23 protein-coding genes and 1 other RNA gene are annotated in these 22,665 nt (G+C 34.4%); 13 read left to right on the forward strand and 11 right to left on the reverse strand.

Features of this window, described 5'->3' with window-relative positions; all coding sequences use genetic code 11:
- Window positions 1-29: 29 nt before the first annotated feature.
- Complete coding sequence (locus AC2A1G_RS01685) at window positions 30-980, reverse strand: helix-turn-helix domain-containing protein (protein WP_484045224.1); 951 nt, start codon at window positions 978-980, stop codon at window positions 30-32.
- An 89-nt stretch (window positions 981-1,069) separates the two neighbouring features.
- Here AC2A1G_RS01685 and AC2A1G_RS01690 point away from each other — a divergent pair, with 89 nt between their 5' ends.
- The 6 genes from AC2A1G_RS01690 (at window position 1,070) to rpoN (ending at window position 7,184) form a co-directional block, all read left to right on the forward strand.
- Window positions 1,070-1,747 carry an LA_2272 family surface repeat-containing protein gene (locus tag AC2A1G_RS01690; RefSeq protein ID WP_484045225.1) on the forward strand — a complete coding sequence of 226 codons (678 nt, stop codon included), beginning with the start codon at window positions 1,070-1,072 and terminating at the stop codon, window positions 1,745-1,747.
- A 3-nt stretch (window positions 1,748-1,750) separates the two neighbouring features.
- Window positions 1,751-2,386, forward strand: a complete 636-nt coding sequence (locus AC2A1G_RS01695; protein ID WP_484045226.1) for a hypothetical protein — start codon at window positions 1,751-1,753, stop codon at window positions 2,384-2,386.
- A gap of 24 nt (window positions 2,387-2,410) precedes the next feature.
- The gene (locus tag AC2A1G_RS01700) at window positions 2,411-2,884 is read left to right on the forward strand and encodes a hypothetical protein (protein ID WP_484045227.1); all 474 of its coding nucleotides are present in this window, start codon (window positions 2,411-2,413) and stop codon (window positions 2,882-2,884) included.
- A gap of 17 nt (window positions 2,885-2,901) precedes the next feature.
- Window positions 2,902-3,501 (forward strand): CDP-alcohol phosphatidyltransferase family protein, encoded by a 600-nt coding sequence (locus AC2A1G_RS01705; RefSeq protein WP_484045228.1) that lies wholly within the window; start codon window positions 2,902-2,904, stop codon window positions 3,499-3,501.
- Between the two features lie 134 nt (window positions 3,502-3,635).
- Window positions 3,636-5,084, forward strand: a complete 1,449-nt coding sequence (asnS, locus tag AC2A1G_RS01710; RefSeq protein WP_484045229.1) for an asparagine--tRNA ligase — start codon at window positions 3,636-3,638, stop codon at window positions 5,082-5,084.
- Between the two features lie 636 nt (window positions 5,085-5,720).
- Window positions 5,721-7,184 (forward strand): RNA polymerase factor sigma-54, encoded by a 1,464-nt coding sequence (gene rpoN, locus AC2A1G_RS01715; RefSeq protein WP_484045230.1) that lies wholly within the window; start codon window positions 5,721-5,723, stop codon window positions 7,182-7,184.
- A gap of 51 nt (window positions 7,185-7,235) precedes the next feature.
- On the opposite strand, the gene AC2A1G_RS01720 is transcribed toward rpoN, so the two are convergent.
- From AC2A1G_RS01720 to AC2A1G_RS01730, 3 genes are all read right to left on the reverse strand, one after another.
- Window positions 7,236-8,852 carry an AMP-binding protein gene (locus AC2A1G_RS01720; protein ID WP_484045231.1) on the reverse strand — a complete coding sequence of 539 codons (1,617 nt, stop codon included), beginning with the start codon at window positions 8,850-8,852 and terminating at the stop codon, window positions 7,236-7,238.
- A 61-nt stretch (window positions 8,853-8,913) separates the two neighbouring features.
- Window positions 8,914-9,588, reverse strand: a complete 675-nt coding sequence (locus AC2A1G_RS01725) for a beta-carotene 15,15'-monooxygenase (RefSeq protein ID WP_484045232.1) — start codon at window positions 9,586-9,588, stop codon at window positions 8,914-8,916.
- On the reverse strand, window positions 9,581-10,072 hold the full coding sequence (locus tag AC2A1G_RS01730; RefSeq protein WP_484045233.1) for an RNA polymerase sigma factor: 492 nt from the start codon (window positions 10,070-10,072) through the stop codon (window positions 9,581-9,583). Before AC2A1G_RS01730 ends, AC2A1G_RS01725 begins: the two co-directional genes overlap by 8 nt.
- 215 nt (window positions 10,073-10,287) lie before the next feature.
- Between AC2A1G_RS01730 and rnpB the strand changes: the two genes are divergently transcribed.
- An RNA gene (rnpB, locus tag AC2A1G_RS01735) (RNase P RNA component class A) lies at window positions 10,288-10,616 on the forward strand.
- Window positions 10,617-10,764: 148 nt separating this feature from the next.
- Here the strand turns inward: rnpB and AC2A1G_RS01740 are convergent.
- Both AC2A1G_RS01740 and AC2A1G_RS01745 read right to left on the reverse strand, forming a co-directional pair.
- Entirely contained in the window at window positions 10,765-11,634 is an 870-nt protein-coding gene (locus AC2A1G_RS01740; RefSeq protein ID WP_484045234.1) for a polyphosphate kinase 2 family protein, read from the reverse strand.
- Between the two features lie 80 nt (window positions 11,635-11,714).
- Entirely contained in the window at window positions 11,715-12,254 is a 540-nt protein-coding gene (locus tag AC2A1G_RS01745) for a DUF1573 domain-containing protein (RefSeq protein ID WP_484045235.1), read from the reverse strand.
- Between the two features lie 126 nt (window positions 12,255-12,380).
- Between AC2A1G_RS01745 and AC2A1G_RS01750 the strand changes: the two genes are divergently transcribed.
- The 6 genes from AC2A1G_RS01750 (at window position 12,381) to AC2A1G_RS01775 (ending at window position 18,962) form a co-directional block, all read left to right on the forward strand.
- A complete protein-coding gene (locus AC2A1G_RS01750; RefSeq protein ID WP_484045236.1) occupies window positions 12,381-14,996 on the forward strand; it encodes a valine--tRNA ligase in 2,616 nt (871 codons plus the stop codon).
- A gap of 67 nt (window positions 14,997-15,063) precedes the next feature.
- Window positions 15,064-15,699: a DUF4241 domain-containing protein gene (locus tag AC2A1G_RS01755; protein ID WP_484045237.1), complete on the forward strand. Its 636-nt coding sequence runs from the start codon at window positions 15,064-15,066 to the stop codon at window positions 15,697-15,699.
- Between the two features lie 46 nt (window positions 15,700-15,745).
- A complete protein-coding gene (locus AC2A1G_RS01760; protein ID WP_484045238.1) occupies window positions 15,746-16,633 on the forward strand; it encodes a PfkB family carbohydrate kinase in 888 nt (295 codons plus the stop codon).
- A gap of 84 nt (window positions 16,634-16,717) precedes the next feature.
- Window positions 16,718-17,557: an alpha/beta hydrolase family protein gene (locus AC2A1G_RS01765; RefSeq protein WP_484045239.1), complete on the forward strand. Its 840-nt coding sequence runs from the start codon at window positions 16,718-16,720 to the stop codon at window positions 17,555-17,557.
- A 129-nt stretch (window positions 17,558-17,686) separates the two neighbouring features.
- Window positions 17,687-18,331, forward strand: coding sequence for an HD domain-containing protein (locus AC2A1G_RS01770; RefSeq protein ID WP_484045240.1), 645 nt, complete (start codon window positions 17,687-17,689; stop codon window positions 18,329-18,331).
- Between the two features lie 37 nt (window positions 18,332-18,368).
- Window positions 18,369-18,962 (forward strand): hypothetical protein, encoded by a 594-nt coding sequence (locus AC2A1G_RS01775; RefSeq protein ID WP_484045241.1) that lies wholly within the window; start codon window positions 18,369-18,371, stop codon window positions 18,960-18,962.
- On the opposite strand, the gene AC2A1G_RS01780 is transcribed toward AC2A1G_RS01775, so the two are convergent.
- From AC2A1G_RS01780 to AC2A1G_RS01800, 5 genes are all read right to left on the reverse strand, one after another.
- A complete protein-coding gene (locus tag AC2A1G_RS01780) occupies window positions 18,959-19,849 on the reverse strand; it encodes a DUF72 domain-containing protein (protein ID WP_484045242.1) in 891 nt (296 codons plus the stop codon). The genes AC2A1G_RS01775 and AC2A1G_RS01780 overlap by 4 nt on opposite strands.
- A 41-nt stretch (window positions 19,850-19,890) precedes the next feature.
- Window positions 19,891-20,460, reverse strand: coding sequence for a hypothetical protein (locus AC2A1G_RS01785; protein WP_484045243.1), 570 nt, complete (start codon window positions 20,458-20,460; stop codon window positions 19,891-19,893).
- Window positions 20,461-20,496: 36 nt separating this feature from the next.
- Complete coding sequence (locus tag AC2A1G_RS01790; protein WP_484045244.1) at window positions 20,497-20,697, reverse strand: helix-turn-helix transcriptional regulator; 201 nt, start codon at window positions 20,695-20,697, stop codon at window positions 20,497-20,499.
- Window positions 20,694-21,143: a hypothetical protein gene (locus tag AC2A1G_RS01795; protein WP_484045245.1), complete on the reverse strand. Its 450-nt coding sequence runs from the start codon at window positions 21,141-21,143 to the stop codon at window positions 20,694-20,696. Before AC2A1G_RS01795 ends, AC2A1G_RS01790 begins: the two co-directional genes overlap by 4 nt.
- A gap of 115 nt (window positions 21,144-21,258) precedes the next feature.
- Window positions 21,259-22,659, reverse strand: coding sequence for an AAA family ATPase (locus AC2A1G_RS01800; protein ID WP_484045246.1), 1,401 nt, complete (start codon window positions 22,657-22,659; stop codon window positions 21,259-21,261).
- Between the last annotated feature and the right edge of the window lie 6 nt (window positions 22,660-22,665).

Below are 22,665 nucleotides of genomic sequence, written 5' to 3' on the forward strand. Positions count from 1 at the left end.
ATAAGAACGTTTTTTATTTAAGACGAAGACTAAATTTTAAGCTTTTCCTGTAAATTATCAATTTCCTGATACATTTTATTAAAAAACACTTTTCGTTCTCTGTTTCCTGAAGTATTTAATGATTTTGAGTTTTTAATTTCATGTTCGAAATAAATTACGGTATCATTGCAGGTATTTTCATCATTCGTCATCATGTATCCAAACATATTGAAAGGAATAAAAAACGACGATTGAAATTCATTTTTAAACAAAATATTATTGCTTAAGATGACCAAATCATTTACATAAAAACTGAAATTCGGATTGTGCTGAATTTTATGTTCAATATTTTCTAAAACACTTCTCACTTCCTCCAAAATCGAAACAATATCTTTATACTTCAAAAGTCCCATTTCTGAATAAAAATTGATTTGCATTAAAATACTCATGATGGTTGTGTCGTTCCAAACTTCGGTAACATTCTGACTTTCGTATAAATCTTTCAGCATTTCGTTTTTTGGAGAATGGTAAGGCAAATCAAAATCCTCAAATGGACCCAGGAATTTATCTTCATTCAGCAAATTCATCCAAACATAAAATTTGAAGCGTGACAGAATAGTATTCGAAATCGTATAAAAAAACGGAATATCTTTCGCAGAATAATATACTTTTGACTGATTGATACTCTGAAAAACATTCAGAATCTGCAGTGAACTTTCAAAAAAGTACAGCAAATCTTCCTGAGTTTTTACAGGTTGTGTCCTTTTTACTACCAATTGATTTTCAGTTCCCAAAAACTGATCCAGAGAAATCTGATAATATTTTGCCAATTCTAAAGCTTCCTCAAAACTGAATTTTGCTTTGAGGGAAGTTCGTCGGTGTGCTGCATCATAACTGATGTTGAGAATGTTTGCAATTTCATCATTCAAAGATTTGTCACCAATTTTCTTTCTGATTTGTTTCAATAAAACTTCCTGATTCATCGTTTTTGCGATTTTCACAAATGTAGCTATTTATTTTAATTTTTTATCGCATTCGTGAAAGGTGTTTTCAAATCTAGCTTTGACTTATAATTTTAAAACAATATGTTATGAAAACGAATTTCTTTTTAATAATCGCTATTCTCTTGAATGGTTTGATGTTTAGTCAAGACAGTTTGCGGGTAAATAGTCAAGAGACAAGAGTTATCGCTGTGACCCCATTGAATTATGAAATAGGAACAGTAAACGGACTGGCGTTCGGGTTAGGTTACGACCCTAAATATCTCTTCAAAGATGATGATCTTACAGGATTACAGAAAGTAAACGGGTTAAATGTAGAAGTTAATCCCTTTGGATTGATTTATTTTCTTTTTTATGATCCTTCCAGGTTTCAAAATGAAGAATTGATTAAAGTTAATGGTCTCAATATCTCTGTGGCAGGCTATTTACGAGGAGTAAGTCACAATGGAGTAAGCGTTTCTCTTTATAATTACGGTCATACGATGAATGGGGTAATGGGTTCGCTCACTTCCTTTGATATTGAAAAAGGAAAAGGAATTTTCGTAGCACCTTTTGCTGTCTCGTCCCATGAAATGAAAGGCTTAAGTTTTTCTGCTTTCAACAGTACTCAAACTTTGAGAGGTGTTCAGATAGGCTTTGTCAATAAAAGTGTTTATACAAAGGGTGTTCAGTTTGGTCTGGTCAATAAATCAGGTAAAATGAAAGGTCTTCAAATTGGGTTTTGGAACAAAAACGGAAAACGTACACTTCCACTAATAAACTTTTAAGCCATGAGAACAGTTGTAATATTCACGTTTTTGTGTTTGAATCTGAATCTTTCTGCACAAAGTACAGAGCTTAAACATTCTGAAAAATCTTTAATTGAAGTCGGCTCTTTTTTGAATTTTAATAAGTTTAAAACAAATCAAAGTGCAGGATTTTATGGAGGATATTGGTACAGATTTCATGTTGATGAAACCCAAACACGTTTGGAGTTAGGTACAAATTTAGGTTACAGCAAAAGCTTTTATGAATTTAATTATGGTAAAAATGGTGTTCTATATCCAATTCGCTCTGAAGAATTTATGTGGAATTTCGGCGCAAGGATGATTAAAGCCTGTCCTGTGAAAAATAATACAATAGAGTGGGTGTCAGAATTGAGTCTTCACAATTTGATTTTTGATGAGGGAAATATACCTAAAGATAAGCCAGAGAGAACTTCTGAAAATGAAAATACGATACACATCAATTCACATACTGCAAGCTTTTCATCTCTGAAAATTGGTCAAGGAATCCGATTCTGGAAGAATAACGTGGGAATTGGCGTGCAGGCTTCTTACCTCCCTTACAGACTTTGGTATAAACATACGGCTCCTGATGGTTTCAATTCTTTCTCGATTGAAGCAAGTTTACTCTTTAAATTTTAGATTAAATCATTAAAATAATAAGAAATGAAAAACTTAATTATAGGAATCACAGTGCTTCTCTGTCCTTTTTTTAAATCACAATATGGTAGTGATAAAGACTGGAAAATTATAGGATTAATATTGAGTACAAGAATCGAAGCGACATCAATTGATAATAAAGCATTCTTTTCTTTTGGTCCTAAAATTCCGATTAATGAAAATAATTATGTGAGTTTACGTGGGCATTTTAATTGGTGGGATCTTCCTGATAGAAAATTTATTGTTATTCCGGAACTGGATTATTTTCGAAAAGCAGCAACATTTGAAGGCGACAAAAACATGATAAAACATTTGTATGCAGGAGCGGGAATTACGCCGAATGCAGTTTCCCCCAAATTTGGAGTCAATTTCTACTACTTTTTTACCGCTGAATTGGGATATAATTTCGAATACAGAACTTACAAATATTTCCCTACAGAAGGTTTTCGGTTTTCTTTCGGAATCAATCTCGTCTTTTAATTTTAAATATTTAAATCATGAAAAATATACCTTATATATTAATAGTCATAAGATTTCTTTTGGCTCCAGTCATCATCGCTTTAGCTTATTTTAAACCTGAAAGTTCCTCTTTTTTAATTGTTTTTTTGATGTATTTCGGATTACTCACGGATATTTTCGACGGAATTATCGCCAGAAAAGCAGGTGTTTCATCAGAAAAATTAAGAAGACTTGACAGTCAGACCGATTTGGTTTTTTGGTTGGCACTTGGTTTTGCTACCTACTTTTTAAATCCCGAGCTCATTAAAAATGAATGGAAAGGAATTGCTTTAATTTTTATTATGGAAGCGCTTTGTTACATTGTCAGTTGGCTGAAATTTGGTAAAGAAACCTGCACTCATGCGTGGCTTTCAAAATTATGGGGTGTGAGTTTGGTAATTGCTTTTACGTATTTAATTGGCTTTCATGAAACGGGGTGGGCTTTTTATCTCACTGTGATTTTAGGTTTTATCTCTCATTTAGATGTTATTTTAATCATTTTAATTCTTCCCAAATGGCAATATGATGTTCCAAGTTCAATTCACGCCTGGAAAATCAGAAAGGGAAAGCAGAGAAAAAAGTCTTTATTTTTTAATTAAATTTTCACTAAACTTTAAATTTTAGATTAAATAATTGATATTCTTCTTAAAAAGACGGTGTAAAGTTTCATTTGCCCCGTTTTTTTGTAACTTTGCAGACATTAATTTTTACAGAGAAATTTATTCATCAACAAATGAAAAAGCAGACGATTAGAGAAGTCCTTCAGGACTACAAAAAAGTATTACATCATGACATTACAGTTTACGGTTGGGTAAGAACTTTCCGTGCAAACCGCTTCATTGCGCTAAATGATGGTTCTACAATTAATAATTTGCAAATCGTTGTTGATTTTGAAAATTTTGACGAAGAAATTATCAATAAAATCAGCACCGCATCATCTCTAAAAGTAGTAGGAGAGGTGGTAGAAAGCCAGGGAGCAGGACAAGCTGTAGAAATTATCGCTAAAAAAATTATCATTTTAGGCGATAATTTTACGGAAGAAAGAGAAAAAACAATCCTTCAGCCTAAAAAACATGCTTTGGAAACCTTGAGAGATCAGGCTCATTTAAGATTTAGAACAAATTTGTTTGGGGCAGTTTTCAGAGTACGTCACGCGGTGAGTTTTGCAATTCATTCATTTTTCAACAAAAACCAATTCTTTTATATCAATACTCCAATTGTAACAGGTGCTGATGCAGAAGGAGCTGGCGAAATGTTTGGGGTGACCAATTTTGATTTAAACAACATTCCAAGAGATGAGCAGGGCGACATCGATTTTGCTCAGGATTTCTTTGGGAAAAAGACAAACCTAACAGTTTCAGGACAACTTGAAGGTGAAACTGCAGCGATGGGATTGGGGAGAATTTACACTTTCGGACCTACTTTCCGTGCTGAAAATTCTAATACGACGCGTCACTTGGCAGAATTCTGGATGATTGAGCCGGAAGTTGCTTTCAATAATCTGGAAGACAACATCGATTTGGCGGAAGATTTCTTAAAATATGTTATTCAGTATGTTTTAGACAACTGCAAAGACGATTTGGAATTCTTAGATAAGCGTTTTGAAGAAGAGCAAAAATCAAAACCTGAAAAGGAAAGAGCAAAAGAAGGCTTGATCGAAAAGCTGGAAAATGTAATTGCTAAGCGTTTCAAAAGAGTTTCTTACACAGAAGCTATTGAGATTTTATTAAATTCTAAAGAAAATAAAAAAGGGAAATTTGCTTATCCAATTGAGGAATGGGGAGCAGATTTGCAATCAGAGCACGAAAGATTCCTAGTTGAAAAACATTTCGAGTGTCCGGTAGTTTTATTTGATTATCCAAAGGAAATCAAAGCATTCTATATGAAACTTAACGATGACAATAAAACCGTTGCCGCAATGGATGTTCTTTTCCCTGGAATCGGAGAAATCATCGGTGGTTCTGAAAGAGAAGCAAGATTGGATGTTCTGAAGACAAAAATGGCAGAAATGCACGTAGATGAGCATGAGCTTTGGTGGTATTTAGATACAAGAAGATTCGGATCAGTTCCTCATGCTGGTTTTGGTTTAGGTTTGGAAAGATTAGTGCTTTTCGTAACTGGAATGACCAACATCAGAGACGTAATTCCTTTCCCGAGAACTCCGAAGAATGCAGAGTTTTAAATTCAAATAAATTTATATAGAAAACCGCTGAAGATTTGATTTTCAGCGGTTTATTTTTCCCCCAAAGTTTCTATTTCCGAATTTTTAAGGTGATGATTTTGATCAAATTTAATTTTTAAATATCGGTAGTAAATAAATACTGATGAAAATCCTGCTAAAAATGAAGCAATATGAACGACGAAAATGTTTTCTAAAATAATCTGTCTTGGATTTAATGAATCACTGAAGGTTATTGTGAGATATGAAATTAAGAGTGTTGCCAAAAACTTCAGTCCAAAAAAAATGAAAAGAGCAACAAATATCCGAAGTCCTCTTTTTTCCTGATAATGATCACATAGATTTCCGAAAATAATAAAGATCAGGATAAAAGGCAGCAGATAAAAAATTCCCAACAACAGCATAATATTTTTTTAATAAATATAAATAAATTACTGTCTAAAATTATTTATTAAGATTTAAATCAAAATACCTTGAAATTTTAAATATAAAAAAGCCCTAATGACGTATCATTAAAGCTTTTAAAGTTCCTAATAGTTTATTATGATGTCTTTATATCAAAAATCGTGCTAAAAATGTTTTTTGTCAAAAATTTTTTATAAATTCGTAGAATAACATTTACATACACCAGATAACAATATGCTAAAACAACATTTACAACTTAAGCTAGGACAAAAATTAGCACCACAACAAATTCAGTTGATGAAGTTGATTCAGCTTCACACTCTGGAGTTTGAAGAAGAGCTTGAACGAGAGCTTGAAGAAAATCCTGCTCTTGAAATTGCCAAAGAAGATAATACAGAAGATGAATATTCTTCTGCAGACGAAACTTATGAAAACGAAGGTAACGAAAGCATAGAAACCGATTTCGATGTAGATCAGTATTTATATGATGATGAGCCAAGCTACAAAACCGCATCAAGCAATTATTCTGCAGACGATGATGATTTTGACAACGAAAGTTTGCTTACAGAAGGTCAGTCTCTGTATGATTACCTTAACGAGCAGGTTCATTTGAGTAATATTGCTGAAGAAGATCTTAAAATTGCAGAGTACATCATCGGGAATTTGGATACTGATGGATATTTAAGAAGAGAAATTAAAGCTATTGTTGACGATTTGGCGTTTTCTCAGGGAATTTATACAACGAAAGAAAAGGTAGAAGATGTGCTTGAAAACTATGTTCAGAAGCTGGATCCGCCAGGAGTTGGAGCCAGAAGTTTACAGGAATGTCTTCTTTTGCAGATTGAAAAGAAAGTAAGCTCCGACAAAGCGGTTTCTTTGGCTGCGAATATTCTTAGAAATCAGTTTGATGCGCTTACCAACAAGCATTACAACAAAATCATTCAGAAATACGATATTGAAGAAGAAGATTTGAAGGCAGCTCTGGAAGAAATTTCTAAACTGTCTCCAAAAGTTGGTGGAAACTTCGATACTCAAACCATTACCATTAATCAGGAAATTATTCCGGATTTTGTGATTCAGGTAAAAGACGGGTTGGTGATCCCGATGCTGAACAGTAAAAATGCACCAACTTTGCGTGTGAGTGAGGAATACAAGGATATTTTATCTACTTATTCTCATGACAAAAAATCCTCTGAGCATAAGCAGGCAGCTTTATTTATCAAACAGAAACTGGACGCTGCAAAATGGTATATTGATGCCATTAACCAGCGTCAGAATACTTTATTGCAAACTATTAATGCCATTGTAAAATTTCAGAAAGCTTATTTCCTTTCTGGGGATGAAAAATCTTTAAAACCAATGATTTTAAAGGATATTGCTGATATTACAGGTTTTGATATTTCCACCATTTCAAGGGTTGTAAAAAGCAAATATGCAGATACTCCGAACGGAATTTTATATCTGAAAGATCTGTTTTCGGATTCATTAACCAACGACGATGGGGAGGAAGTTTCTACAAAAGAAATTAAAAACCACCTTCAGGAAGTTATCAGCAAAGAAAATAAACGAAAGCCTCTCACAGATGATGCTTTAGTGGTAATGCTGAAAGAACAGGGGTATAATATTGCAAGAAGAACAATCGCTAAGTACCGTGAACAGCTCAATATTCCGGTAGCGAGATTGAGAAAAGAACTTTAATAAAACGAAAAAGCATTTCAACCGAAATGCTTTTTTTATGTCGTTTAAACCTTAGTTTTTCACTAATCCAAGTTCTTTTATAGAAATTTCTCTCATTTCTACTTTTCTTACTTTTCCGGAAATGGTCATGGGAAATTCTTCTACAAATTTCCAGTATTTCGGGATTTTGTAATGTGCGATTTGCCCTTTGCAGTATTGAAGCAGTTCGTCTTCTGAAACTTGTGTTTCGGGTCTTAATTTTACCCAGGCCATCACTTCTTCACCAAACTTTTCGCTGGTAATTCCAATAATCTGAACATCTAAAATATTAGGATAGGTATAAAGAAAATCTTCAATTTCTTTTGGGGAAATGTTTTCGCCTCCGCGGATGATCAAGTCTTTTATCCTTCCCGAAATGGTTACAAAGCCTTCTTCATCCATCACGGCAAGATCTCCGGTGTGCATCCATCTTGCGTTGTCGAGAACTTTTTTGGTGTTTTCGGGGTCGTTCCAGTATTTTAACATAACGGAATATCCTCTGGTACAAAGTTCGCCGGCTTCACCTCGTTTTACAATTTTTCCGTTATCATCCACAATTTTTACTTCCAAATGATCCTGAACGGTTCCCACTGTAGAAACCTGTTTTTCAAGAGGTGTTCCAATTAAAGTCTGAGTTGAAACGGGCGAGGTTTCAGTCATCCCGTAGCAGATGCTCATTTCTTTAATATTCATTAAGTTTTCCACCTTTTTCATAATCTCCGGTGGACAAACCGATCCGGCCATTACGCCTGTTCTTAAATTTGAAAAATCATATTGATTAAAATTTTTCACGGCTAATTCGGCGATAAACATGGTGGGAACTCCGTAAAGAGAAGTGCATTTTTCTTCAGAGACTGTCTGAAGTGTGATTTCTGGGTCAAAACTATCATTCGGAATCACCATACAGGCTCCGTGCGTGGTGCAGCAAAGGTTCCCAATCACCATTCCGAAGCAGTGATAAAACGGAACAGGAATGCAAACTCTGTCTTTTTCGGTGTATTTTAAACGAATTCCAATGAAATATCCGTTATTGAGAATATTATGATGTGAAAGGGTAACACCTTTCGGAAAACCCGTAGTTCCTGATGTGTATTGAATATTTACAGGATCATCAAATTGAACCAGATTTTCAGTTTCTTCAAGTTTTTCGTCTGAAATTATTGTTGCTTTAGCTAAGAAATCATTCCAGTTTTCATCAAAGAAAATTTCAGATTTTAAAGTGGAGCAAAATTCTCTGGCATCGGTAATCATCTTTTTATAATCGCTGGATTTAAAATTTAAAGACGAAAAAATGAAAGAGATTTCAGACTGATTGATAACAAAAATCAATTCGCTCGTTCGGTATGCAGGATTTATATTGACCAGAATTACTCCAATTCTTGCGGTGGCATATTGCAGTAAAACCCATTCGTAGCGGTTTGTAGACCATATTCCGACACGATCTCCCGGCTTTGCTCCTGAAGCTAAAAGTGCTTTTGCAACAGTGGTTGTCTGATTATAAAATTCAGAATAGGTAGCGCGGTAGTTTTGATGTCTGCAGATTAAAGCTTCATTTTGAGGAAATCTTTCTGCAGTTTTCTTTAAATTTAAACCAATGGTTTCTCCCAATAAAGGAATGTTTGAAGAGCCAAACACGTAGGATAAAGACATAAAAAGGAATTTTAAAGAATAAAATTAGCTATTATATCTTTAAACGAAGGCTTAAAAAAGGTTAATTTTCCTGAGAATCTATTTCTTTGAGTTGCTTTAAATTTTTATCTAATCTTCCCATGATAATTCCGTAAACCAATCTGTAATAAAGCCAGATTAGAACTACACATAAAACTGTACTTACGATAATTCCTACGAGGAAACCGTTTTTTGTAGATGAGTCGAGCTGTATATTCTGATGGTTGATGACATAAAATACAAATGCCGTAAAAACTGTGGTAAAGGTTATAAATACAACGATATTGGTTAAAATGAATGCATTTACCGTTTTCTTGAAGCCAATAATTCTTGTAATGAAAGCTTTCAAATCTTCTTGGATTTTAATTTTTCTGTAATTCTGATAAAATTTAATAACGAAAAAACCAGTCACAACAAGAGTAGTGATTTTAATAGTGAGATATATAGTTTCCAGATTGGTTTTTAAGCCCGCATTTTTTTCGACCCCTAGTTTTTGTAGTAAAGACATAAAGGAGCTGGATTCCTGACCTTGAAAAATGTAATAAAATCCAAATAATGTAATAAATATAAACTCTGCCGCGCTGATCCAGAAAATATATTTCATGTAATTGCGCGATTTTTTATTGAGCATCTTCAGGATCTCACTGTCATTATATTTATTCTCAACGGGTTGCTTTTGCCAGGTGGTTTTAAAGCTGTCTAAATCAAAATCAGGCATATTTTTCCATCTTTTCTTTAAGAATTTTTTTCAGTCTGTTCATTTTTACCCGGGCATTTACCTCCGTAATACCAAGGTTTTCTGCAATATCTCTGTACGGAAGGTCGTCCAGATACATCATCACAATAGCTCTTTCCACATTGGGTAACGTTTTTATAACCTGATATAGAAGTGAGATTTGCTGTTGCTTATCGTCTTGATCATCCTCATAATCTCTGAGGTTGATATCGAGCTCGTTGGTCTGTAAAGATTTGCTTTTTTTTCTGAATAAAGTAATGGCTGTATTCAGTGCCACACGGTACATCCAGGTAGAAATTTTTGAGTTTCCTTTAAATGAATCATAGCTTTTCCAAAGTTGAAGAACGATCTCCTGAAAGAGATCTTCCTCATCCTCAAGGGAATTGGTGTAAAGACGCGACACTTTTATAATCAATCCCTGATTATTTTTGATCAGCTGCGCAAATTCTTTTTCCTTGGTCACCAATTTAGTTTTTCAACTGCACGAAGATAATAATTTAATGTAACAATTTATCAATGTAGCAGTGTAACAATTAAAAACACATTTGTTTCTTATTATAAGTGACATATAATTTTGCTAAATTACATTGGTAGAATGTTACATCGCTTCATTTTAAGATTAAATTCATTGTAAATTGTTACACTGCTCCATTGTTAGATTAAATCGTATCTTTGCGCCCACGAGAAAACCGGCCTGTTGATTCTCATTTTTTTTGAGGGTAGGAAAGTCCGGACACCATAGGGCAGCAAAGCGGATAACATCCGTCATCTGTGAAGATAGGACAAGTGCAACAGAAAGCAGGTACAGTTCGGCTGTAGTGAAACCAGGTAAACTCTTTGCGGTGCAATGGTAAGTATATCGGTGCTTTTCAGAAATGAAAATAGGGGCTGCCCGTCCCGAAAACCGAGGGGTAATCAGCTCAAGTTGTGCAGCAATGTACAACGTAGATAAATAACAGGCATTCCGATTCTTCGGGATACAGAATCCGGCTTACAGGTTTTCTCGTGATTTTTTTTAAGCTCGGTGTTGGATGTCGGGTGTCTAAATCACACATCTTCCTTTCATGTCTTACTTCTAACTTGACTCCTTTAAAATTTTAAAAATTTATACATTTGTGGTATTCCACGTGGCTCTTTTCACTTTTTCCTTGGCTCTTCCTATTCGCTTTCTAGCTGTTTTTTAGCCTCATCCAAACCTTTTCTGTCTTCTTCAGAAAGCTGAGGGAATTTCAAATCCATTTTTTCTAAAGTTTCTATAATAATCTGAATCGCTGCCAGTCTTGCAAACCACTTATTGTCTGCAGGAATTACGTACCAGGGCGCATGATCTTTTGAAGTTTCATTGATTGCGGTTTCATAGCAATCCATGTATTTGTCAAACAAAGCTCTTTCGGGAAGGTCTGAAGCAGAAAATTTCCAGTTTTTTTCCTGTTCGTTGATGCGGTCGAGAAGTCTTTTCTTTTGCTCGTCTTTAGAAACATTCAGAAAAATTTTTATGATTGTGGTGCCATTATTAGCTAAATGTTTCTCAAAATTAGCAATGCTTTCGTAACGGTTTTTCCAAAATTTATCGTCGAATTCTTTCACATCGTCCCAGGTTTTTTCGCTTAAATTATATTCGGGATGCACCTTGCAGACCAAAACACTCTCGTAGTGAGATCTGTTAAAAATTCCAATCATTCCTTTCTGAGGAACTGCCAAATAATGTCTCCACAGAAAATCATGCGAATATTCTTTAGAACTTGGAGTTTTAAAACTCGTCACATTGCAGCCCTGAGGATTTACACCTCCGAAAACATGCTCAATCAACGAGTCCTTTCCTGCGGCATCCATTGCCTGAAGTACGACCAATAAAGATTTGCTGCCGTCGGCATACAGTTTTTCCTGCAGCTCGCGCAGTTTCTCTTTCTCCTGTGTGATGATTTCAAGGCCTTCTTCTTTCGTTAGTTTTCCTTTGTAAGAAGTTTCGGTTTTCTTGATTGAGAATTTACCTTTTATTTTAAAATCTTCTGAAAAATCAGTATTCATTATTTTATATTTAAAACTAAAATAGCAAAAAAAACCATCCCGATGTGAGATGGCTTAATATAAAATTTGTTTTCTTAAAATTATTTAGCTGCCTTTTCTGCTAATCTTGCTGCTTTTTTAGCTTCTTTAGCTGCCTTTTTAGCTTCTTTAGCTGCCATTTTAGCTGCTTCTTTTTCTGCAGCCTGTTGAGCTTTCACTTCTTCTGGGGTAAGAGGTTTTACTTCAACGATTGGCTCAGGAGCTACTTCTGCAGCATTAGCGTCTACGTTTCCTTTGATGTAAATAATACTTCTGCTATTTACAGGGTCGTTTGAGAATACTTCAATCATCTTTTGGAATCCACCTGCCAGAGCAGTATTATATCCCACTTTTATTTTTGAAGATTTCCCGGGTAAAATTGGATCCTGGCTCCACTCTGGAACTGTACATCCGCAAGATGGCTTTACATTTGAAAGCACCAAAGGCTTATCTCCTGTATTGGTAACGGTGAAAAATCTTGTGCCGTCAGATCCTGGTTTGATTGTTCCGTAATCGAAAGTAGTATTGTCAAAAGTGATAGTTTGCGCAGATGCAAAAGCGAATGTTCCGAAGAGAGCAATTCCAGCTAATAAATTTTTCATATTCTTAAAGTTGATATGTATGTTAGATAATTTTGAAGAACAAAGTTAAAAATTATTTTAATTAGTGCTTACATTTTTTTACTTTAAACTATTTTTGCAAATTGTAAGATAAAGAAATTAGAATTTATGCAGATTTCAGAAAAATATAATCCTCAGGAAACAGAACAGAAATGGTACAACTTCTGGCTTGAAAACAAGTATTTTAATTCAACACCAGATAACAGACCGCCTTATACGATAGTAATTCCTCCGCCAAACGTCACTGGAATTCTTCACATGGGGCACATGTTAAATAATACCATTCAGGATGTATTGGTAAGAAGAGCAAGAATGCAGGGTTTCAACGCTTGTTGGGTTCCCGGCACAGACCACGCTTCGATTGCTACGGAAGCAAAAGTTGTTGCCAAACTGAAATCTGAAGGCATCAATAAATCTGATCTTACACGAGAGGAATTTTTGAAACACGCTTGGGATTGGACAGATAAATACGGCGGAACTATTCTTGAACAATTGAAAAAATTGGGTTGCTCTTGCGATTGGGACAGAACACGATTCACTTTAGAAGATAAAATGTCCCAGCAGGTGATTAAATCTTTTGTGGATCTGTACAATAAAGGTCTTATTTATAAAGGCTCAAGAATCGTAAACTGGGACCCTGAAGCAAAAACCAATATTTCTGATGAAGAAGTTATTTTTAAAGAGCAAAACGGAAAATTATATTTCCTAAAGTATAAAATTGAGGGAACTGAGGAATTCCTTTCGGTTGCAACAACTCGTCCTGAAACTATTTTTGGTGACACTGCAGTTTGTATCAACCCAAATGACGAAAGATATGCTCATCTGAAAGGTAAAAACGTAATTGTACCCATTGTAAACAGAGTAATTCCGATTATCGAAGACGAATATGTGGATATCGAATTCGGAACAGGTGCCTTGAAAATAACACCGGCTCACGATGTTAACGACTACGAAATCGGACAAAAACATCAGTTACCAATCATCGATTCTTTGGATGATGACGGAAATCTGAACGAGCATGGATTGCATTATGCAGGAAAAAACAGATTTGAGGTAAGAAAACAAATCGCAAAAGAATTAGAAGAAAACAATCTTTTGTTGAAAGCTGAAGATTATGTAAATAAAGTAGGAACTTCTGAAAGAACGGGCGCTGTTATTGAGCCAAAAGTTTCTGTACAGTGGTTTTTAAAAATGTCTGAAATCGGGAAACCTGCTTTAGACGTTGTGATGGATGACGAAGTGAAATTCTATCCTGAAAAGTTTAAAAATACTTATAAACATTGGATGGAAAACATCCGCGACTGGAATATTTCCCGCCAGCTTTGGTGGGGACAGCAGATTCCAGCATTCTATTATGGTGAAGGTGAAAATGATTTCGTTGTTGCAGAAAACATTGAAGAAGCGCTGGAACTTGCGAAAGAAAAATCTCAAATTTCAAACCTTCAAATTTCAAATTTGCGTCAGGACGAAGACGCTCTTGATACCTGGTTCTCTTCTTGGTTGTGGCCGATGTCGGTTTTTGATGGATTAAATAATCCTGATAATAAAGATATCAGCTATTATTACCCGACTTCAGATTTGGTAACAGGTCCGGATATTATCTTCTTCTGGGTAGCAAGAATGATTATGGCAGGGTTGGAATTTAGAGGAAAAGTTCCTTTCCAGAATGTTTATTTCACAGGAATCGTACGAGATAAGCAGAGAAGAAAAATGTCTAAACAATTAGGGAACTCTCCGGATCCGATAGATTTAATTGAAAAATACGGTGCAGATGGTGTACGTGTAGGAAGTTTGTTGAGCGCACCTGCCGGAAACGATTTGTTGTTTGATGAGGATTTGATGTTGCAGGGAAGAAATTTTGCTACAAAAATCTGGAACGCTTTCCGTTTGATCAATATGTGGAATCACGAAGACAAACCTTTGAATGATTCCGACAAACAGTCTATCGAATGGTTTGAAAATAAGCTCAACAAAACCATTGTTGAAATCAACGATCAGTTTGAAAAATTCAGGATTTCTGATGCTTTGCATTTGATTTATAAATTGATTTGGGACGATTTCTGCGGATGGTATTTAGAAGCAATCAAACCAAATTTCGGAGAAGGAATCTCTAAAGATGTTTATACCAAAACTATTGAATTCTTTGAAGAATTGATGAAGTTGCTACATCCATTTATGCCTTTCTTAACGGAGGAATTATGGCAGGCAATTTCCGAAAGAAGTACACAGGAAGCTTTGGTAATCGCTCAGCAGAAAAAAGCAGATGCTTTCAGTGAAGATATTATCAAAAATTTTGAAACTTCAGAAGAATTGATTTCAGGTGTAAGAAATTACCGTCAGACCAAAGGGATTTCGCCAAGAGAAGCAGTTGAGATTTTCACCAATGCTGCAGAATTTCCGAATGAAGCAGTTGTAAGAAAACTAGCCAATGTTTCTGAAATTCATTTTGGAACAAAAACAGATAAACCAAGTTTCACATTCTTAGTTGGATCTACAGAAGTTTCAATTCCTTTAAGTGAAAACTTAGATTTAGCTGAAGAAAAAGCTAAAACCGAAGAAGAATTGAAATATCTGAAAGGATTCTTGATTTCGGTTGATAAAAAACTTTCAAACGAAAAATTTGTTGCCAACGCAAAACCAGAAATCGTAGAAGTAGAGCGTAAAAAGCAAAAAGATGCTCAGGATAAAATTGCGTTGCTGGAAGAGAAATTAAAAACATTGTAAGATGCTGGATGCTGGATGTGAGATGTTTTCTACACCCAGCTTCCAACATCAAACATCCAACAAAATAATGACACACATAAAAAACATATCAAAACTCTTCTCAAAAGACTTTGTAGAAAGTCCGCTATTAGAAAGTTTTGAAGTCGGGAAAATCTATCTGTCGAGCGGAAAACTTGTCGCTTGTGATCCTGTTTTGACTAATGATATGAAGCCTTTTACTTCAGTATTTCCGAAGGGTGAATTTCAGGTTTTGCTTCACAAAGAAAGAGAAAGCAATTGCGTGGCGTACGGCGAAATTGTTTTTGGCAAAACTGAGATTGTTAATTGGGAAATGGCAACCACGGAAGGGCAAAATCTAAAGGATTTAGCTGATGAGGAAGTCTTTGGTTACCCCGTAGAAAGCGGTATGGGATGCTTTATGGATTTTGAAACTCAGGACAGCCTTAATGAGCTTGAGCAAAAGTTGTATCACAGCAAAGGAGCAGATTTTATGGGAATTTATGAGGAGTTTTTCCATGAGCATTTCTTTGATGAAAATGGTGCGATAGATCAGTACGCTTTCTTAAAACCCTTTGACAGTAAACCGGGAAATATTTTCGCCTTTGAAACAGGATATGGCGAAGGATTTTATGCAAGTTACATTGGATTCGACAAAAATCATAAGCCTGTGAAGATTGTTACAGAATTTATTGAAATTCAGTAAAAGATATAGTTTTTTGAACTAAATTAGTCGGCATATTCACATATAAATGAAATTTTCAAAATCTCAACCCAGAGTAATTGTGATTGGAAGCTGCTCTATTGATCAGATGGTCACAACAGACAGACTGCCGAAGCCCAATGAATTTGTTTCTGCAAGGAAATCTGAATACTTTTTTGGAGGCAAAGGTGCCAATCAGGCGGTAGGGATGTCCCGTTTGGGAGCTCATGTTTACTTTATCGGTTGTGTGGGGATGGATCCTGCGGGTCAGCAGATCATGAGAAATCTGGTAAAAGAAAATGTAAACGTGGGTTTTGTTTCAGAGACTGATCTTGAGACTACAGGAAGCGCATTCATTACAAAAACAGATAACGACTATTCTGTAGTAGTCATTCCCGCTGCAAACCAATGTTTGACAACGCAGAATATTGATGCTGCAGACAAGTACATCCGCGAAAGTGATATGGTTCTCATACAGCTTGAAATTTCTGATGAACTTCTGAAACATGCCGTTTTAAAAGCCAAACTTCATCGGAAAATTGTAGGTTTATATGCTTCTCCGGCAAGAAAAATTGATCAGATCATTTTGGAACAGTCGGATTTTATTATTGCAAGAAGCAATGAGCTTTCTGTGCTTTTCGACAGTGAAAATCTTGAATCTATTGTAAAAAAATATTCAAATAAACTGTTTGTACGTGATGAAACCAATACTACAGTTTATCACGATAAAACGGAAATGAAGTACCAGAGAGAGGAAAATGAAGCGATGAAGTATCAGATTGGGATGGGAGATGGCTTTACTTGCGGATTTGCATACGCTTTTGCACATGGAAATGATCTGAAAGACTGCGTAAATCTCGGAAATAAAGTTTCTGCAAAAGTATCTCTGAAAACAGGCGCTCAAACGGGACTTCCTCAATTGAAAGAACTTCTCTAAACGTTATTTAATGCATATTTAAAAAGCTTTTCGGAGTTTTTATAATCACATAATTTTTCCACCTTTGAGGTGGAATTTTTCTTTATGGAAAGAATGTATCTTACCAATCTTGATGGTGCGAAAATTTGTCTGCATATTTTCAAACCGGAAGATGACAGCAAAAAACTTTTGCTCATTAATTCAGCTACAGGCGTTCGGCAGCAGATTTATTTTTCCTTTGCAGCATTTGCCAAAAGAAATAATATCACTGTAATTACCTATGATTACGAAGGAATCGGGCTTTCAAAACCTGCAAATCTTAAAAAATCAAAAGCATCAATGCGCTCTTGGGGAAATTCTGATTTTAAAACGATAACGGATTTTTTAATTCAAAACTTTCCAAATCATACCAAATTTTGCCTCGGACATTCAGTCGGAGCCTTGATTGTTGGGATGAACGAAGATTCTAAAGTATTTGAAAAGTTGATTTTCGTTGCAACTCAAAATGCCTTTATCGGAAACCTGAAATGGAAGACAAAAATTGAAGCTTTTTTTGGTTTCGGAGTTGTTCAGCCGTTTTTTACAGAGTTACTAGGCTATTTTCCAGCACATTGGTTTGGACTTGGAGAAAGTCTTCCAAAAAATTGCGCTTATGACTGGAGAACCTTAATTTTGAACCGGAAATCTACCGACAAATTATTAGAAAAAACGATTGATTATTCTAAAGATTTAAATCAAAATGTTTTGGTTTTATATGCTGAAGATGACGTCTGGCTGACGGAAAAAGGAGTGAAGTCTTTAATGAATGAAACTTACTCCAATTTAAAACCTCAATTCAAAATTCTAAAAACTTCAGAATCTGAAAGAGGAAAAATAGGTCACATCAATTTTTTCAGAAGCTATAATGAGAATCTTTGGGATATTGTTTTGAATGAGATTGAATAACTGTACTTTAAGATATTAAAGTATTATAAAATGTAATCGTCATAATTCCCCTCCAATAGAGGGGTGGCGAAAATTCGCTAGAATTTTTGACGGGGTGGTTTTCCGCGAATAACTAAATTAAACTAAAAAATGAACAACACAATCCAAAAAACAATCCAATTCGTAAAGCAAAAACTTGAAGGCGCAGAAGCCGGTCACGACTGGTTTCACATCGAAAGAGTCTGGAAATTGTCAAAAAAAATTGCCCAAACTGAAAAGTGCAATCTTGAAGTGGTTGAACTTTCTGCTTTACTTCACGATATTGCTGATCCAAAATTTCATGATGGCGACGAAACTTTGGCGTTAAAAATTTCAGGAGAATTATTGGAAAATTTAAAGGTCGATGAGAACGTAATTCAGCAGGTTTTGTTTGTAATTCAGAATATTTCGTTTAAAAATAGGGGAGAAGCACCAAAAGATTTACCAATTGAATTAAAAATTGTTCAGGACGCCGACAGAATCGATGCCATTGGTGCGATTGGGGTTGCGAGAACTTTCAATTTCGGAGGTTTTAAAAATAATCTGATGTATCATCCTGATATTCAACCAAAACTCAATATGTCAAAGGAAGAATACAAAAAATCAGACGGCACTACGATCAATCATTTTTATGAAAAACTTTTGCTGTTGAAAGATTTAATGAACACCGATGAAGGTAAAAAAATAGCTGAAGAAAGACATCAGTTTATGCTTGCTTTCCTCGACCAGTTTTATAAAGAATGGAATGTAGATTAATGTTTTAGGCTAAAAAATCTATTCATATCTTTGTTTCATGGGATTTATTCTTTCATTGGTTTTTGTGATTCTTGTACTCTCGCTTTTTCTGTCAAAAATACGTAAAGGACGAGCGGGAGAATTGTCTAAATTATTCAGAGTTCTAAGTCTAGTTTTCGCCATTTCTCTTTTTACTTATTGGTTTATCAAAAAAAGTACAATCCGGATTGTAGATCATTCAGTTTCGCTACAGTTAATCAATAAGCTTCCGCAGGCTTTGGATTTTTATTTGATTAAAGTGAATAAAAGTGCGACTTCGGAGGTATTAGAAACCAGCCATATCGGAAAAATTCGCCCCGAATATTACCGTGTAGAATATTTGGCTATGAAAAACTCCGATGAATACTGGATTGCAGGATATTTAGGCAAAAAAAATCTCGTTTATTTCTCACAACATGCTGTTCCCAATAAAAATATGGATCAAATGATTGAAGTTCAGAATTACATCAATCAGAGTGAAAAGCTTTCAGCCATTGCAAAAAAAGAAATTGAAGAAGACAACTACAAAAATATGTTTTCAGGAATTTGGGTCACCTTAAACCTACTTTTGATCTTTCTGAATCTCGTTCTTATTTTGCGAAAGAAAAATTAAAACAAACTCGGCATATTTTCCTGTCCCATTACCGGAATGTGGATGTCGGTTTTCCATTGTTCATTCATATTTTTGATAAGATAAGAAGAAAGCAGTGGGGAAGCTTTTTCAAGATTCTGATGCACGAAAAAATAGAGATTTTGTAGACCTTCTTTTTTCCATTTTGTCAGATGTTTCAACCAGTCGTCTAATCTTTCGTAATCACTTTCATGATTGGCTCCAACGTATCTTATGAAAGCATTTGGTGTCGTTAATCTCATGTGAAGCATATCTCTTCTTCCGGCTGTATCAACGATAATATTTGTAATCTGATTATTCTCAAAAAGCTGGCAGGTTTTATCGAAAACCTCTTCATCAGTAAACCATTCCGTATTTCTGAGTTCGATGGCTAAGGGTACCTCTTTCGGCCATTTATTTACAAACTGCTCCAGTCTTTCGTAATCTTTCGGTTTAAAATTATCGTGAAGCTGAAGGAAAACCATTCCCAGTTTTTCATCAAAATTCAATACTGCTGTTGCAAACTGAGTAACGACATCATCAATATTCAAAAGTCTTCTGAAATGTGAAACTGTATTGGTGATTTTCGGGAAGAATTTAAAATCTGCGGGAGTTTTTTCCTTCCATGTCAAAACCTGTTCTGAAGTCGGCATTCCGTAGAAAGTAGCGTTCAGTTCGATAGAATTAAACTGCGTAGAGTAGTAGCCCAATTCGTCCTTTGTACCTTTCGGATAAAAACCTTTCAAATCAGTTTTGTTCCATTTTGCACAACCGATCGAGATATTTTCAAGTCCCTTTTTATTTTGCTTTAAAATTTCCTTGGTTCTTGAATGATCTTTTGGTAATGTAAAATCTATTTTTGACGGGTCTTCTACTTGTCCGAATTTCATAACTGTTTATTTAGTTTTGTGGAATATTAAAAATAGTAAATCTAATTAGATTTCAAAAGTTTTTCTGCTGATTTAAGATATTTAATCTCAACTCTGTTTCTACCGATTGGCGAAAAGAATTGCTTTGGATAAAAAGCGTTAATAAGCCATCTTTTCTTGATTTTCTCTTGAAAAACTGCCTTTCCGATTGAGAGATTTTTTCTGATATTAAGATGTTCATTATGAGCAATTTCGTAATCATCGATGGTTTTATCTGACCTGTCAAATCCATACCATATTCCATCTTTCTTTAAGATGATTGGTTCGTAATAGGTTCTTCGATGAATTAATTCACCGGTTTCATTTTTAACAAGGTAGATGATTGCGTAATCGTAAACTGAGTATTGAATTTGATTCATATGTGTGTATGAATTAAAAACGAGCGTATCTGTCTTGATCTCATCATCGAAACTTTGTTCCACCTTGTAAACATTTTTATATTTTAAATAGAAATTGTTTTCAGATTTCACTCTTTCTACAGAAATTTTCTTGCCCACAAATGCATAAATTTTAGTTTGGGAATAGGACAAATGTATTACCGAAATCAGTAAGATTATAAAAAGTTTGTTCATCAATTTTAAATAAAACTAATTTAAGGAAATTTACATTCAATCCCCATCCTCCAACTCAAAAATATCCTCCACCTTCTTCCCAAAATATCCCGCAATCTTCAAGGCCAAAACCGTTGACGGAACATATTTTCCCGCTTCCATGGCATTGATCGTCTGCCTCGATACACCGATTATTTTCGCTAAATCTTCCTGCGTAATGCTTTTTAAAGCTCTTTCGATTTTAATGGTATTTTTCATTTTTTAATCAGTAAATAATTAAATCTGAAAACATATAAAACCAAAGGCAAAAACATAATGAGAATCATCACGGTAAGAAATACGCTTCCGAAAATAGTAAGAAACAAAATAAGAACAATAGAGTAGGAGACAATCAAACTCCAGAAAACCGATTTTAATCTTAAGCTCGAAATATATTCATCTTCAATTTTCTCTTTTGAAAATCCCACCAGAATTCCTCCGATGATAATTAAAATCCCAAAGAGATTTGGAAATAAATCAATCTCTGCAGTTTTAAGAAAACCTTGATTTTCATCATTGAAAAATCCCGAATTGTAGACAACCGGCAATGAGATTTCAAAACTCATCACTCCCGAAAGAGAAATCAATCCCAAAATCAATGACGGAAGAAAAATAAACCAACCAATCATCTTAAAACGGTTGGGTAAAAGTTGTAATGTAGTCATGTTTGTAATTTTTGATGAAACAAATGTAAAGAATATTTTACAATATGTAAAGTTTATTTTACTTTTTATAGAAAAAATAAACCATGCATGAGCATGGTTCATTAATTAATTTCAATCACCTGTCATTTTCGATTTGTGATATTTGAGTTTTCAATTTTATTTGATTCTCTAATAGCTTATCAAGAATATCATTATATCTAACAAAAAAATTATCGTCGAACATTAAACTTCTTTCTGGCATATTTCTTTCAATCGTATATTTATTGTCTCTCTTATTTCGTCTTTTATTTTTGACATCTTTTTGCTCATTCCTCTCAAGGGCAAATTTCATTTTTAAAAATGCACTAAAGAATGGACTGGAAATAGAATATTTTTGTGAGCTTTTGTCATATCTAATGATTTCTTTGTATTCTAATGAGCCTAACTGACTCATGTAGTTAATCAATTCTTCATCTAACGGTCTCTTTTTGGCAGGGATTCTATTTTTTATTTCATTAAATGACAAATATTCTTTTTCAGAATATTCAAAAGTTTTTAATACGTTCCAACCATAACTCTGACAGACAATACTATCATAAATTTTTGTGAAAGTATCCGAGTTTTTTCTAACGTAAGAATTTATTGCAATTTTAAATGCATTATTGTTTAATAAATCAGAAAAGAATCTGGACTTCTTAATTCCACTATGAAAACATATATCATAACAGATTTGATGAGTTATTGAAGCTAGATTATTAGAGTAGTAAACTATCTTTTCTTGTAGTTCATTATCAATTCTTACATTAAGCAAATCAAAACCCTTTTTTACGATAGATTTTATTTCTTCATTTGTCAACAACGGGACAAATAACTCAGCAACTCTATTATTTAAATTGTTGTCAAGTTCTATCAACTCCCTCGCTGTCCCTACAGCACCAATACATATTATTTTGACCTTGGAAAATTCGTTTGCACTATCAATAAAAATTTTTACAACATCAGCAATTCTCTTTTTTTCATTGTCTGAAACTTTATGAAAATCCTCAATTATCCATACACTTTCGATTTCGCCCAAAAATTTAGCTAATTTTTGAGGGGTTAATTGCATTGGAACAATTTTTTGGGATTTGGTTCCATATGAATCAGAATTACTCTCACCAATTTTTGAACCTATAAACTTAAACTCGGCTTTTGTTTCAGAATTAATTGTATACGTTGAATTAATACTTTTCTCAATTGTGTAGTATCTGTTTAATTCATCAAAGGCTTGTAAAAGAAGGTCATTAAAAGTTGTATTAGATTCACAATGTGTCTTTATAAAATTAATATTTTGACTTTTAAGTTTATTTGTTAAAAGGGTCGTTTTACCACTACCAGAATGACCATATAAAATAATTTGTTTTCCAGGCAATTCTAAATACTTTCCTAAATCCTCCTCTATGCTATTCCTGTTGACATATGTCAATTTTGCAACAGTGTTTGGAGTAAAGATATTGTTGAGTGTATTTGTTGAGAATAGTCTACTAAAATAATTCATATTCAG

It is taken from the genome of Chryseobacterium sp. HNCC26DJ240, from assembly GCF_057180485.1.

Excerpts from the sequence above, each read along its gene's own strand:
- AC2A1G_RS01765 (WP_484045239.1), top strand. The coding sequence starts at position 16,718 with ATGGAAAGAATGTATCTTACCAATCTTGATGGTGCGAAAATTTGTCTG.
- AC2A1G_RS01750 (WP_484045236.1), top strand. The coding sequence starts at position 12,381 with ATGCAGATTTCAGAAAAATATAATCCTCAGGAAACAGAACAGAAATGG.
- AC2A1G_RS01780 (WP_484045242.1), bottom strand. The coding sequence starts at position 19,849 with ATGAAATTCGGACAAGTAGAAGACCCGTCAAAAATAGATTTTACATTA.
- AC2A1G_RS01695 (WP_484045226.1), top strand. The coding sequence starts at position 1,751 with ATGAGAACAGTTGTAATATTCACGTTTTTGTGTTTGAATCTGAATCTT.
- AC2A1G_RS01725 (WP_484045232.1), bottom strand. The coding sequence starts at position 9,588 with ATGCCTGATTTTGATTTAGACAGCTTTAAAACCACCTGGCAAAAGCAA.
- AC2A1G_RS01785 (WP_484045243.1), bottom strand. The coding sequence starts at position 20,460 with ATGAACAAACTTTTTATAATCTTACTGATTTCGGTAATACATTTGTCC.
- AC2A1G_RS01775 (WP_484045241.1), top strand. The coding sequence starts at position 18,369 with ATGGGATTTATTCTTTCATTGGTTTTTGTGATTCTTGTACTCTCGCTT.
- AC2A1G_RS01760 (WP_484045238.1), top strand. The coding sequence starts at position 15,746 with ATGAAATTTTCAAAATCTCAACCCAGAGTAATTGTGATTGGAAGCTGC.
- AC2A1G_RS01755 (WP_484045237.1), top strand. The coding sequence starts at position 15,064 with ATGACACACATAAAAAACATATCAAAACTCTTCTCAAAAGACTTTGTA.
- AC2A1G_RS01800 (WP_484045246.1), bottom strand. The coding sequence starts at position 22,659 with ATGAATTATTTTAGTAGACTATTCTCAACAAATACACTCAACAATATC.
- AC2A1G_RS01740 (WP_484045234.1), bottom strand. The coding sequence starts at position 11,634 with ATGAATACTGATTTTTCAGAAGATTTTAAAATAAAAGGTAAATTCTCA.
- AC2A1G_RS01690 (WP_484045225.1), top strand. The coding sequence starts at position 1,070 with ATGAAAACGAATTTCTTTTTAATAATCGCTATTCTCTTGAATGGTTTG.
- rpoN (WP_484045230.1), top strand. The coding sequence starts at position 5,721 with ATGCTAAAACAACATTTACAACTTAAGCTAGGACAAAAATTAGCACCA.
- AC2A1G_RS01745 (WP_484045235.1), bottom strand. The coding sequence starts at position 12,254 with ATGAAAAATTTATTAGCTGGAATTGCTCTCTTCGGAACATTCGCTTTT.
- AC2A1G_RS01705 (WP_484045228.1), top strand. The coding sequence starts at position 2,902 with ATGAAAAATATACCTTATATATTAATAGTCATAAGATTTCTTTTGGCT.
- AC2A1G_RS01795 (WP_484045245.1), bottom strand. The coding sequence starts at position 21,143 with ATGACTACATTACAACTTTTACCCAACCGTTTTAAGATGATTGGTTGG.
- AC2A1G_RS01720 (WP_484045231.1), bottom strand. The coding sequence starts at position 8,852 with ATGTCTTTATCCTACGTGTTTGGCTCTTCAAACATTCCTTTATTGGGA.
- AC2A1G_RS01770 (WP_484045240.1), top strand. The coding sequence starts at position 17,687 with ATGAACAACACAATCCAAAAAACAATCCAATTCGTAAAGCAAAAACTT.
- asnS (WP_484045229.1), top strand. The coding sequence starts at position 3,636 with ATGAAAAAGCAGACGATTAGAGAAGTCCTTCAGGACTACAAAAAAGTA.
- AC2A1G_RS01700 (WP_484045227.1), top strand. The coding sequence starts at position 2,411 with ATGAAAAACTTAATTATAGGAATCACAGTGCTTCTCTGTCCTTTTTTT.
- AC2A1G_RS01790 (WP_484045244.1), bottom strand. The coding sequence starts at position 20,697 with ATGAAAAATACCATTAAAATCGAAAGAGCTTTAAAAAGCATTACGCAG.